The organism is Lelliottia sp. RWM.1 (genome assembly GCF_016859735.1).
Lineage (GTDB): Bacteria > Pseudomonadota > Gammaproteobacteria > Enterobacterales > Enterobacteriaceae > Enterobacter.
The window spans coordinates 14,362-26,851 of sequence record NZ_WLVC01000017.1; the positions used below are offsets into that span (position 1 = coordinate 14,362).

Consider the following 12,490-nt stretch of genomic DNA (forward strand, 5'->3'; position numbering starts at 1 on the left):
CCCAGGACAAACTGCATGAGATGTATCGAATGTTATCTTATTATTTTCAAGGTCTTGCGCTTGGTGCGGCGATGATCCTTCCTCTGGGACCACAGAATGCGTTTGTGATGAACCAGGGGATCCGTCGTCAGTACCATTTGATGATTGCCTTGCTGTGCGCGGTGAGTGATTTGCTGTTGATTTGCGCCGGGATCTTTGGTGGTAGCGCATTGCTAATGCAGTCTCCCTGGCTGTTAGCATTCGTCACCTGGGGTGGCGTGGCGTTTCTGTTGTGGTACGGTTTTGGTGCGTTGAAAACGGCGATGAGCAGCAACCTTGAACTGACCCACGCTGAGGTGATGAAACAGGGCCGCTGGAAAATCATCGTCACTATGCTGGCGGTAACGTGGCTCAACCCGCATGTTTATCTGGACACGTTTGTGGTGCTGGGCAGCCTCGGCGGCCAACTTGATGTTGAGCCAAAACGCTGGTTTGCTCTGGGAACGGTGAGTGCATCCTTCTTATGGTTCTTTGGTCTGGCATTAATGGCAGCCTGGCTTGCTCCACGTTTACGCACGGCAAAAGCGCAGCGCATCATTAATACGTTAGTCGGCGCGGTGATGTGGTTTATCGCTTTTCAGTTGGCGAAAGAGGGGATTCATCATGTGCAAGGGTTGTTCAACTAAGCGTTGTCTTATGGACAACTGAACCATACCCGCTAAGCTTGCTGGCATGCGCCCTGTTTTTGGGCACTCTTCGCAACATGGAGGAATGACAGTGAAGTTAAAGATGATGGCTCTGGCGGCATTAGTAAGTTTAGGCGCGGTGTCAGTACAGGCAAATGAATTGCCTGATGGTCCCCACATTGTCACGTCAGGGACGGCGAGTGTAGATGCTGTGCCGGATGTCGCGACACTGGCCATTGAAGTTAATATTGCGGCGAAAGATGCAGCCTCTGCGAAAAAGCAGGCAGATGATCGCGTTGCGCAATATCTCTCTTTCCTGGAGCAGAATGGTGTAGCGAAGAAAGACATCAATTCCGCAAATCTGCGTACACAGCCGGACTATGACTACCAGAATGGGAAAAGCATTCTCAAAGGTTATCGTGCGGTGCGAACGGTAGAGGTCACATTGCGTCAACTTGATAAGTTGAATGCACTCCTGGATGGAGCGCTGAAGGCGGGTCTGAACGAAATTCGTTCCGTCTCACTGGGTGTTGCGCAACCGGAAAAATACAAAGACGAAGCACGTAAAGCAGCTATCGATGATGCTGTTCATCAGGCTCAGCAACTGGCTGCAGGTTTTAACAGCAAGCTTGGTCCCGTGTACAGCGTGCGTTACCACGTCTCTAACTACCAGCCAAGCCCAATGGTTCGTATGATGAAGGCAGATGCCGCGCCGGTTTCTGCTCAGGAAACGTATGAGCAGCCAACCATTCAGTTTGGCGATCAAGTTGATGTTGTCTTCCAACTGGAACCCGCTCAGAACCCGCAGACTGAAGCGGCAAAGGCACAGTAATTTGCCCACCGCCTTGACCCTCTCCCGCCGGGAGAGGGGATTCGGTACATCAATCCTGTCTCAATACCTTATGCCCAAAAGCCAGTAGTGCGTCGGTGACGTTGCGCATCATTCGGCTTTCCGGCGCAAAGCGATGCCAGTACAGCATCCGACGCTGATAAAGCCCAGGCGTCAAATCAATCAGCTCACCGCTTTTTAACTCTTTCTCAATTTGCAGGTGCGGGATCATACAGCAGGTGGTTCCCTGACGTGCCAGTTGAACGAAGGCTTCGGATGAATTCACGATATGACACGGGACACTGCCTGGCGGCAGATCAAAGTTTTGCTGCAAAAATGCCTGATGCATGTCGTCCAGATGATCAAATGCCACGGCCGGCGCTTTAAGGAGGGCTGCACGGGTCACACCATTCGGAAAGTAACGGTCAGCAAAGGCTTTGGAACCGACAAACAGGTAATCCAGTGCCCCCAGTTGATCCACCAGACAGCTTGGCAGTGCCTGAGGTTGAATACTGACGGCTCCCACAACCTCACCGCGACGCAGGCGTTCCTGGGTACGGGTTTCATCTTCCACCTGCAAGTTCAGGCGAATGGGGGAGTCGGCCAGGACGGGGGCCAGGGCGGGAAGTAACCAGGTTGCCAGACTGTCGGCGTTCACCGCCAGCGAAAGAAGAAGCGGCGTGGAACCTGTCTGTTCGTCACCGAGCCATTCATCTTCCAGCAGTTCTACCTGGCGCAGAAGGGCGAGGAGTTTTTGCCCCTGCTCTGTCGGGCGAGGTGGAACAGTACGAACGAGCAGGGGCTGTCCGAACATATTTTCAAGCTGTTTGATACGCTGTGATACGGCTGATTGAGTGATGCACAGCTTTTGCGCTGCGCGCTCAAAACCTCGTTCACGAATAACCGCATCAAGTGCCTGTAGTGTTCTGTAGTCCGGACGTTTCATTGCTCTGGCTGACTCCTGAAAAGTGCTTATTCTGCACTATGACACAAATTTACGTTTGATACAGACGAAATGCACCCACATCGGATCTGTCAGAGCTTTGCGCGGTAATGTGACAATGGTCACAGGGACATTTCCCGCTTCCATGCTCTATAATGCGCCCTACGTTTTCATACCACAGGCAAAACGATCATGACGCAGGATGAACTGAAAAAAGCAGTAGGATGGGCCGCGCTCCAGTACGTGCAGCCAGGAACCATCGTTGGTGTCGGCACGGGGTCGACAGCGGCGCACTTTATCGATGCGCTGGGCACAATGAAAGGGCAGATTGAAGGGGCGGTATCCAGCTCTGATGCATCCACGGAAAAGCTGAAAAGCCTTGGTATTACTGTTTTTGATCTTAACGAGGTGGATCGTCTGGGGATTTACGTCGATGGCGCGGACGAAATCAACGGCCATATGCAGATGATCAAAGGCGGTGGTGCAGCGCTTACGCGTGAGAAGATCATTGCCTCTGTTGCGGATAAATTTATCTGTATTGCTGATGCGTCCAAGCAGGTGGATATCCTGGGTAACTTCCCGCTACCGGTCGAAGTGATCCCGATGGCGCGAAGTGCAGTCGCTCGTCAGCTCGTGAAACTGGGAGGTCGCCCGGAATACCGTCAGGGTGTTGTGACGGACAACGGTAATGTGATCCTCGATGTGCACGGCTTGGAAATTCTGGATGCTGTCGCAATGGAAAATGCCATTAATGCGATCCCAGGCGTAGTCACTGTAGGGTTATTCGCCAATCGTGGCGCGGATGTTGCGCTGATCGGTACGGCTGACGGTGTGAAAACCATCGTAAAATGATCTGATGGGGGGAAGCCTCCCCCCGATAAAAAATTTTGAAAAGCTAAATTTGGTGACTTGTATCACGTTTTTGCCACTCTCTTGATGATCCTGCCGCGTTAGTAAACCTCTTCAGCATTTTACTCTGTCATTTTGCCTTGCATGACTTTTCTTCAGTGTGCTGACGCAAACGTTCATATTGCTGCAATAGTTTTTTTTGATATGTTGGCTAGAGCGGATTTAAATCCAGCACAACATCAGTTCAGATAAAACAGGGTCGGGTAAATGGCAAAGGTATCACTGGAAAAAGACAAGATTAAGTTTCTGCTCGTCGAAGGCGTGCATCAGAAAGCACTCGATAGCCTTCGTGCAGCGGGTTATACCAACATTGAATTCCACAAAGGTGCACTGGACACCGAGCAGTTAAAAGAGTCCATCCGTGATGCCCACTTCATTGGTCTGCGATCCCGTACTCACCTGACTGCTGACGTTATTGCCTGTGCTGAAAAACTTGTCGCAATTGGTTGCTTCTGTATCGGTACTAACCAGGTTGATCTGGATGCAGCGGCAAAACGCGGTGTTCCTGTTTTCAACGCTCCTTTCTCCAATACCCGTTCCGTGGCGGAGTTAGTGATCGGCGAACTGCTTCTGCTGTTGCGTGGCATCCCTGAAGCGAATGCCAAGGCGCACCGTGGTGTGTGGAACAAGCTGGCTTCTGGCTCATTTGAAGCGCGTGGCAAGAAACTGGGGATTATCGGTTACGGTCATATCGGTACTCAGCTCGGTATTCTGGCTGAATCTCTGGGTATGCACGTCTTCTTTTACGATATTGAAAGCAAACTGCCGCTGGGGAACGCTACTCAGGTTCAGCACCTTTCCGATCTGTTGAATATGAGCGATGTAGTGAGCCTGCATGTACCGGAAAATGCTTCCACGAAGAATATGATGGGCGCGGAAGAGCTGGCACTGATGAAACCGGGCTCACTGTTGATCAACGCAGCACGCGGCACGGTGGTGGATATTCCTGCGCTGTGTGATGCGCTCAAGCGTAAACATCTGGCGGGGGCGGCTATCGACGTCTTCCCGACTGAACCCGCAGCCAACAGTGATCCGTTTACCTCTCCGCTGTGCGAGTTTGATAACGTGATCCTGACGCCACATATCGGTGGCTCTACTCAGGAAGCGCAGGAAAACATCGGCCTGGAAGTGGCGGGTAAACTGAGCAAATACTCAGACAACGGTTCTACGCTTTCTGCAGTGAACTTCCCGGAAGTCTCCCTGCCGCTCCATGGTGGACGTCGTCTGTTGCACATCCATGAAAACCGTCCAGGCGTGCTGACCGCGATTAACCAGATCTTTGCTGAGCAGGGCGTAAACATCGCCGCACAGTATCTGCAAACTAACTCTCAGATGGGCTATGTGGTTATTGATATTGAAGCGGACGAAGATGTTGCCGAGAAAGCGCTGCTGAGCATGAAAGCGATTCCGGGGACGATTCGCGCACGCCTGCTTTACTGATTTTATCGCGGCCTGATGCCCTCATCCGCAAGGCGAGGGCGCAAACATTAAAAACGGTAACGGGTGTTACCGTTTTGTTTTTACGCCCACTCCCACACTTTCGACGGTGTCACTACCGCAGGCAGCGGAATATCCCACTTTTCCACTGGCAGCGTTTCCACACCCTGGCAATCATGTGCGTAGCCTACTGGGTGTAACCCATATTGCTGCCAGTTTTGCAGTGTTCTGTCATAAAAACCGCCGCCCATACCCAAACGCTGACCTTGTTCATCAAACGCGACAAGCGGCGTGATCAGCACATCGAGTTTTGCCAGCGGCAGCACATCGCGGACGTCGAGTTTCGGCTCGGTGATTTTCAGACGATTCACGACCAGCTCACTGCGTGGGTGGTAATGCAGAAACAGCAGATTACCCTCACTAAACGGATGCAAGACGGGCAGATAGACTTTCTTCCCGGCACGCCAGAGTTGCTCGATCAGCGGTTGCGTATCCAGCTCACCATCAAAGGAGAGAAACAGAGCGACGGTGCGCGCCATTATGACAGGCGGATACGCCATCATTCGGGCGGCGGCTTGCTGTGCAAAATGGGCTTGTTGTTCTGACGATAACGCACGGCGACGTTTACGGATAAGCTGTCGGATTTCTTGTCGTAATGCCGAAACGGCAGGAGGTTGCGTCATAATGATGAGCTGGTAGGTAGTCGGTAGGAAGGGAGGGAATCTCCGAGATGCCGCCGCAGGCTGTAACCCTTGAACCCTTGGTTCAAGGTGAATATGTCGTCATAGTCTTAAGGCTTCTCGGACGAACCGAGCTTGCTCACCGACCATGGAGCGCCACATTCTTGTGGTATGAAATATCGGCTCAGGGGACTGGCCCGCTTGCGAACATCTCAGAGAAATTTTTCCTTCGCAGTTACTCTACCATAGTCAACTGCGAAGTGTTATTCAAACTTTTGCCCCGGTCTTTCGGTTATGCGACCTTGATCAAGCAATGCTTGTTCAATGGTTTGCTGGAGCATTTTAATACGTTGTTCCATACTCGCCGCGTAATCGCGGGTCTTGGCCTTTTCCTGAGTCAGTTCATAGCTGATGTTCAACGCGGCGATGAAGACCAGCTGCTCAGTATTTGTGACTCTAGTGCGTTCTTTTAAATCTTGCAACCGCTGATTCAAATCGTCCGCAGCCTGATTCAAAGCATCCCTTTGTTCAGGCGGACAATTCACTCGCAGTGAACGGCCAAAAATCTGGAGATCGACGGGTTGTGCAGACATGCCACCTTCCTGCTGATTGACTGCGCTACCTTCGCTCAGCGCCCTGGGGGCGGCGAAGGGGCGACACTATAGCTACCCTGATGTGAAGATACAAGCCCTTTTCTGGTATCACCAGGGTCCAAAGTGGTAGCATATCATGAATATTCCTCCCAACGATGACGAATGCGCATGTCTATACAGAACGAAATGCCTGGTTACAACGATTTAAACCAGTTACTGAACCAGCAGGGCGTGGGTTTAACCCCTGCTGAAATGCACGGTCTGATCAGTGGCATGCTGTGCGGCGGAAACAGCGACAGCTCATGGCAGCCGCTGGTTCACGACCTGACGAACGAAGGTTTGGCGTTTGGTCACGAGCTGGCTGAAGCGTTGCGAAAAATGCACTCCGCCACCAGTGATTCTCTCGAAGATGATGGCTTCCTTTTTCAGCTTTATCTGCCTGAGGGTGATGATGTTAGCGTGTTCGATCGCGCTGATGCGCTGGCAGGCTGGGTAAATCACTATCTGTTGGGACTGGGTGTCACACAGCCTAAGCTCGATAAAGTGACCGGTGAAGCGGGCGAGGCGATCGACGATTTACGTAATATTGCGCAACTCGGTTACGACGAAGAAGAAGACCAGGAAGAGCTGGAAATGTCTCTCGAAGAGATTATCGAATACGTTCGCGTGGCTTCCTTGCTGTGCCATGAAACCTTTACGCGTCCGCAGCCAACGGCTCCAGAAGTTCGCAAACCAACCTTACACTAAGAAAAATAACGCACAGGAGGGTGTCATGGTTATTTCACAGCTTGAGTATTCCCGCCGTCGCCAGGCGCTGCTGGCAAAAATGGAACCGGGAAGCGCCGCTCTCATTTTTGCAGCGCCAGAAGTGACACGCAGTGCTGACAGCGAATACCCCTACCGTCAGAGCAGCGATTTTTGGTATTTCACCGGGTTTAACGAGCCGGAAGCCGTGCTGGTACTGATCAAGAGCAATGACACCCATAACCACAGTGTACTTTTCAATCGCGTCCGTGATCTGACTGCCGAAATCTGGTTTGGTCGCCGCTTAGGCCAGGATGCCGCACCCGCTAAGCTGGGTGTTGATCGTGCCCTGGCCTTCAGCGAAATCAACCAGCAGCTCTATCAGTTGCTCAACGGTCTCAATGTGCTCTACCACGCGCAGGGCGAGTATGCCTATGCTGACGAGATTGTTTTTACCGCGCTGGATAAACTGCGTAAAGGCTCGCGTCAGAATTTGTCTGCGCCTGCCACGCTGACCGACTGGCGTCCTGTGGTGCATGAAATGCGCCTGTTTAAATCTCAGGAAGAGCTGAGTGTGTTGCGTCGCGCTGGCGAGATCAGCGCGCTGGCTCATACCCGGGCGATGGAAAAGTGTCGCCCTGGTCTGTTCGAGTATCAGCTCGAAGGCGAAATCCATCATGAATTTAACCGCCATGGCGCGCGTTATCCTTCTTACAATACCATTGTGGGTAGCGGTGAAAACGGCTGTATTTTGCATTACACCGAAAATGAAAGCGAAATGCGCAATGGCGACCTGGTGCTGATTGACGCCGGTTGCGAATATCAGGGCTATGCCGGGGACATCACTCGCACGTTCCCGGTAAATGGTAAGTTCACGCCAGCACAGCGCGCAATTTACGACATTGTTCTGGAATCGCTGGAAACGGCGCTGACCCTGTACCGACCTGGGACGTCTATTCAGGACGTCACCGGGGAAGTGGTCCGTATCATGATTACCGGGCTGGTGAAGCTGGGTATTCTGAAAGGTGATGTCGATGCGCTGATTGCTGCGAATGCGCATCGCGCGTTCTTTATGCATGGACTGAGCCACTGGTTGGGGCTGGATGTGCATGATGTGGGCGGTTACGGTCCTGAGCGTTCACGCGTGCTGGAGCCGGGTATGGTGTTAACCGTTGAGCCGGGCCTCTATATTGCGCCGGATGCTGATGTGCCTGAAGAGTACCGCGGGATCGGCATTCGTATTGAAGACGATATTGTAATTACTGAAACCGGAAATGAGAATCTGACCGCCAGTGTGGTGAAAAACGCCGATGATATTGAGGCGCTGATGGCGGCGGCTCGCGTATGAGCGTGATCATCGTCGGTGGTGGGATGACCGGGGCCACACTGGCTTTGGCTATTTCCCATTTAACACAGGGTCAACTCCCGGTTCATCTGGTTGAGGCCGTTGCACCGCAGGCAACGGATCACCCCGGTTTTGATGCCCGCGCGATTGCGCTGGCGCAAGGAACCTGTCAGCAACTGGCGCGTATTGGGATCTGGCAGGCGATTGCGGATTGTGCAACAGCCATTAACACGGTGCATGTCAGCGATCGCGGTCATGCCGGGTTTGTGACGCTGGATGCGCAGGATTATCGTATTGACGCGTTAGGCCAGGTGGTTGAGTTGCATGACGTGGGTTTGCGCTTATTCCGCATGTTACAGGATGCACCGGGTGTCACGTTACATTGCCCTGAGCGAGTGGCTCATTTTAGCCGGAGTGAAGGGGCTGTTAGCGTCACGCTGGAAAATGGCACAACGCTGGAAGGGCAACTTCTGGTCGCGGCAGATGGTTCCCGCTCTGCTCTTGGCGCGCAATGCGGCATTGAATGGCAACAACAGCCATACGGGCAGGTGGCTGTTATTGCCAATGTCACAACGGCGGGAGAGCACCATGGCCGCGCGTTTGAACGCTTCACGCAACATGGCCCGCTGGCCATGTTGCCTATGTCGCAAGGACGCTACTCGCTGGTCTGGTGTCACCCGCAAGAGAATGCAGACGACGTATTGGCCTGGTCAGACGATCGTTTCTGCACTGAGCTGCAAAAAGCGTTTGGCTGGCGACTAGGGCGTATTACGCATGCGGGTAAACGGTCGGTTTATCCCTTGTCCCTGACGACGGCGTCTCAGCCTGTCTCCCATCGCGTGGCGCTGGTTGGAAACGCTGCTCAGACGCTGCATCCTATTGCGGGCCAGGGTTTCAACCTTGGGTTGCGGGATGTGATGAGTCTGGCGGAAACGCTCGCACAGGCGTGGGGAGCACAACAGGACTACGGTGCTTACGCTGTCTTGTGCCATTACCAGCAACGACGCCGGTCTGATAAAGAAATGACCATTGGCGTCACGGACGGTCTGGTGCATCTGTTTGCCAATCGCTGGACGCCGCTGGTTGCCGGACGCAATCTCGGATTGATGGCGATGGAATTATTCATTCCGGCACGTGATGTGCTGGCGCAGAGGACTCTTGGTTGGGTCGCTCGTTAAGGAGTTAACTACGTGCTGAATGTTGATGTCGCTATTGTTGGCGGCGGAATGGTAGGACTGGCACTGGCCTGCGGGTTACAGGGGAGTGGTCTGCGTGTGGCCGTGCTTGAGCAAAAACAGCCGCAGCCTGTGGCGTCTGATGCACCGCCAGAGCTACGCGTGTCGGCTATTAATGCTGCCAGTGAAAAGCTGCTGACGCATCTCGGTGTCTGGTCTGACATTGTGGCGCACCGTGCCAGCTGTTATCACGGCATGGAAGTGTGGGACAAAGACAGCTTTGGCCACATTGCTTTTGATGATGAAAGCATGGGCTATAGCCATCTGGGGCACATTATTGAAAATGCGGTGATCCACCATGCATTGTGGGAAAAAGCGCAAGGCTGCAGCGATGTTACGCTGATGGCTCCGGCGCATATCAATCAGGTTGCGTGGGGTGAAAACGAGGCCTTTATCACCCTGCAAAGCGGCGAAATGCTGACTGCGCGGCTGGTGGTCGGGGCTGACGGGGCAAACTCGTGGTTACGCAACAAGGCTGATATTCCGCTGACGTTCTGGGATTATCGCCATCATGCGCTGGTTGCCACAATCCGTACGGAAGAACCGCATGGCGGCGTTGCGCGCCAGATTTTCCACAATGATGGCATCCTGGCGTTTTTACCGCTGAGCGATCCCCATCTTTGCTCTATTGTCTGGTCCCTGATCCCTGAGAAGGCACAGCAGATGCAGGAGGCAACATCTGAAGCCTTCAACCAGACGCTGTGCGTGGCGTTTGATCATCGTCTGGGGCTATGCTCACTTGAAAGTGAACGTCAGGTTTTCCCTCTAACCGGCAGATATGCACGCCAGTTTGCGGCGCACCGTCTGGCGTTGGTGGGGGATGCGGCGCACACCATTCATCCGCTGGCCGGGCAGGGGGTTAACCTTGGTTTTATGGATGCGGCAGAACTGGTTGATGAGCTACGCCGTTTGCATCGCGAAGGCAAAGATATTGGTCAGCACCTGTATCTGCGCCGTTATGAACGCAGCCGTAAGCACAGTGCTGCGTTGATGCTGGCTGGTATGCAGGGATTCCGTGAGCTGTTTGCAGGAGCAAATCCTGCGAAAAAACTGTTGCGCGATATTGGACTGAAACTGGCTGATACGCTTCCCGGTGTTAAACCCCAACTCTTACGTCAGGCGATGGGTCTTAACGATCTTCCGGACTGGCTGCGCTAAGTTAGACCCCTGTCACACTTTCCTCTCCCGGCCACTGCGCCGGGACATTTCACTCATTTGAAATATTCTAATTTCACGCCACTTTTCGCATTAGTTTATCTAATCTTATGATTTTTAAATGATGGAAAATCAGCCTTCTTTTCCCTATTAAATATTATCCTGAACTAAATATTGTGAATTTGATGTTGGCTTTATGCTGTTTTTATTGCATTTAGCTAGTTAATAACTCTGTTATGATTTTGGCCGTTTTTAGTCATAAGCTAATGTGATGACCCGTTTTAGCTTATGGTTAATCACCAATTTCGGTGGTAAGTTCAGGTAAAAGAGAACGTTTGCGTCGGCATCCATACGTGATGCCGACGTCGGGTTTTATGGCGCTTTTTACGCGACTGAAACGCAAGACAGCCCTGCTTATTCAACGAGGAAAAGATGGCTCAACAGACTCCTTTATACGAACAACATACGTTATGCGGCGCACGCATGGTGGATTTCCATGGCTGGATGATGCCACTGCATTACGGCTCACAAATTGATGAGCACCATGCGGTGCGCACTGATGCCGGTATGTTCGACGTGTCGCACATGACCATTGTCGATCTGCGCGGCAGTCGCACCAGGGAGTTCTTGCGCTATTTGCTGGCGAATGATGTCGCTAAGCTCAAGATTCCGGGCAAAGCGCTCTACACTGGGATGCTCAATGCCTCGGGCGGCGTGATTGATGACCTTATCGTCTACTACTTCACTGAAGATTTCTTCCGCCTTGTTGTAAACTCCGCCACCCGCGAAAAAGACCTCTCCTGGATTTCCCAACACGCTGAACCCTTCGCTGTCGATATTACCGTGCGGGATGATTTGTCCCTGATCGCTGTACAAGGGCCAAACGCGCAGGCGAAAGCCGCGTCTCTGCTGAGTGATGAACAGCGTAAAGTCATCGATGGCATGAAACCGTTCTTCGGTGTTCAGGCCGGTGACATGTTTATTGCGACAACGGGATATACCGGTGAAGCCGGTTATGAAATTGCGTTGCCTAATGAGAAAGCGGCTGATTTCTGGCGTGCGCTGATGGAAGCCGGAGTGAAGCCTGCAGGTCTGGGGGCGCGTGATACGCTGCGTCTGGAAGCAGGTATGAATCTGTACGGTCAGGAGATGGATGAAAGTATCTCTCCGCTGGCCGCCAATATGGGCTGGACCATTGCGTGGGAACCTGCCGAGCGCGACTTTATCGGCCGTGATGCGCTGGAGCAGCAGCGCGCGAAAGGTACTGAACAACTGGTTGGCCTGGTGATGAAGGAAAAGGGTGTACTGCGCGGTGAATTGCCGGTGCGTTTCACCGATGCGGACGGTAATCACCGTGAAGGCATTATCACCAGCGGAACCTTCTCACCGACGCTGGGCTACAGTATTGCGCTGGCTCGCGTCCCGGCTGGCATCGGCGAAACGGCGGTGGTGCAGATCCGCAACCGTGAAATGCCGGTCCATGTGACCAAACCGATTTTTGTTCGCGCCGGTAAGCCGGTCGCCTAATCATTTTTATCAGGAGAACTTCAATGAGCAATGTGCCAGCAGAACTGAAATACAGCAAAGAACATGAGTGGCTGCGCAAAGAAGCAGACGGTACTTACACTGTTGGGATCACCGAGCATGCGCAAGAGCTGTTGGGCGACATGGTGTTTGTGGACCTGCCGGAAGTGGGCACGACCGTGAGCGCAGGTGATGATTGTGCAGTGGCAGAATCAGTCAAAGCCGCATCTGATATCTACGCGCCAGTGGGCGGTGAAATTGTGGCGGTGAACGACGCGCTGAGCGACTCCCCTGAACTGGTGAACAGCGATCCGTATACGGATGGCTGGATCTTTAAAATCAAAGCCAGCGATGAAGCGGAAGTTGCCGCCCTGCTGGATGCTACCGCGTACGAAGCACTGTTAGAAGACGAGTAATTGTTTATCCCCCTC

13 protein-coding genes and 1 other RNA gene are annotated in these 12,490 nt (G+C 52.9%); 10 read left to right on the forward strand and 4 right to left on the reverse strand.

From position 1 onward, the window contains the following. The first annotated feature begins 29 nt into the window (after positions 1 to 29). The gene (gene argO / locus GF617_RS13740; protein WP_181620690.1) at positions 30 to 665 is read left to right on the forward strand and encodes an arginine exporter ArgO; all 636 of its coding nucleotides are present in this window, start codon (positions 30 to 32) and stop codon (positions 663 to 665) included. Positions 666 to 756: 91 nt separating this feature from the next. Beyond that, positions 757 to 1,497, forward strand: coding sequence for an oxidative stress defense protein (locus GF617_RS13745; RefSeq protein ID WP_181620689.1), 741 nt, complete (start codon positions 757 to 759; stop codon positions 1,495 to 1,497). Positions 1,498 to 1,546: 49 nt separating this feature from the next. On the opposite strand, the gene argP is transcribed toward GF617_RS13745, so the two are convergent. Next, entirely contained in the window at positions 1,547 to 2,440 is an 894-nt protein-coding gene (gene argP / locus GF617_RS13750) for a DNA-binding transcriptional regulator ArgP (RefSeq protein WP_181620688.1), read from the reverse strand. 189 nt (positions 2,441 to 2,629) lie between these two features. On the opposite strand from argP, the gene rpiA reads away from it, so the two are divergent. Both rpiA and serA read left to right on the forward strand, forming a co-directional pair. After that, positions 2,630 to 3,289 (forward strand): ribose-5-phosphate isomerase RpiA, encoded by a 660-nt coding sequence (gene rpiA / locus GF617_RS13755; protein ID WP_181620687.1) that lies wholly within the window; start codon positions 2,630 to 2,632, stop codon positions 3,287 to 3,289. 264 nt (positions 3,290 to 3,553) lie between these two features. Beyond that, positions 3,554 to 4,786, forward strand: a complete 1,233-nt coding sequence (gene serA / locus GF617_RS13760) for a phosphoglycerate dehydrogenase (protein WP_181620686.1) — start codon at positions 3,554 to 3,556, stop codon at positions 4,784 to 4,786. An 80-nt stretch (positions 4,787 to 4,866) separates the two neighbouring features. Here the strand turns inward: serA and GF617_RS13765 are convergent, their stop codons facing one another. The 3 genes from GF617_RS13765 to zapA all read right to left on the reverse strand — a co-directional run bounded on the left by GF617_RS13765 (position 4,867) and on the right by zapA (position 6,056). Next, entirely contained in the window at positions 4,867 to 5,466 is a 600-nt protein-coding gene (locus GF617_RS13765) for a 5-formyltetrahydrofolate cyclo-ligase (protein WP_203451843.1), read from the reverse strand. Positions 5,467 to 5,501: 35 nt separating this feature from the next. Continuing rightward, positions 5,502 to 5,685: non-coding RNA, 6S RNA (gene ssrS, locus GF617_RS13770), on the reverse strand. Between the two features lie 41 nt (positions 5,686 to 5,726). Further along, a complete protein-coding gene (zapA, locus tag GF617_RS13775) occupies positions 5,727 to 6,056 on the reverse strand; it encodes a cell division protein ZapA (RefSeq protein ID WP_181620684.1) in 330 nt (109 codons plus the stop codon). Between the two features lie 168 nt (positions 6,057 to 6,224). On the opposite strand from zapA, the gene GF617_RS13780 reads away from it, so the two are divergent. The 6 genes from GF617_RS13780 to gcvH all read left to right on the forward strand — a co-directional run bounded on the left by GF617_RS13780 (position 6,225) and on the right by gcvH (position 12,475). Beyond that, positions 6,225 to 6,803: a YecA family protein gene (locus GF617_RS13780; RefSeq protein WP_181620683.1), complete on the forward strand. Its 579-nt coding sequence runs from the start codon at positions 6,225 to 6,227 to the stop codon at positions 6,801 to 6,803. A 31-nt stretch (positions 6,804 to 6,834) separates the two neighbouring features. After that, positions 6,835 to 8,148, forward strand: a complete 1,314-nt coding sequence (pepP, locus tag GF617_RS13785) for a Xaa-Pro aminopeptidase (protein ID WP_181623828.1) — start codon at positions 6,835 to 6,837, stop codon at positions 8,146 to 8,148. Beyond that, positions 8,145 to 9,323, forward strand: a complete 1,179-nt coding sequence (gene ubiH, locus GF617_RS13790) for a 2-octaprenyl-6-methoxyphenyl hydroxylase (RefSeq protein ID WP_203451844.1) — start codon at positions 8,145 to 8,147, stop codon at positions 9,321 to 9,323. The genes pepP and ubiH overlap by 4 nt, the downstream gene beginning before the upstream one ends. 12 nt (positions 9,324 to 9,335) lie before the next feature. Next, positions 9,336 to 10,538: an FAD-dependent 2-octaprenylphenol hydroxylase gene (gene ubiI / locus GF617_RS13795; protein WP_181620681.1), complete on the forward strand. Its 1,203-nt coding sequence runs from the start codon at positions 9,336 to 9,338 to the stop codon at positions 10,536 to 10,538. A gap of 429 nt (positions 10,539 to 10,967) precedes the next feature. Continuing rightward, entirely contained in the window at positions 10,968 to 12,062 is a 1,095-nt protein-coding gene (gene gcvT, locus GF617_RS13800) for a glycine cleavage system aminomethyltransferase GcvT (protein WP_203451845.1), read from the forward strand. A 23-nt stretch (positions 12,063 to 12,085) separates the two neighbouring features. Beyond that, positions 12,086 to 12,475: a glycine cleavage system protein GcvH gene (gcvH, locus tag GF617_RS13805; RefSeq protein ID WP_203451846.1), complete on the forward strand. Its 390-nt coding sequence runs from the start codon at positions 12,086 to 12,088 to the stop codon at positions 12,473 to 12,475. Positions 12,476 to 12,490: the final 15 nt, after the last annotated feature.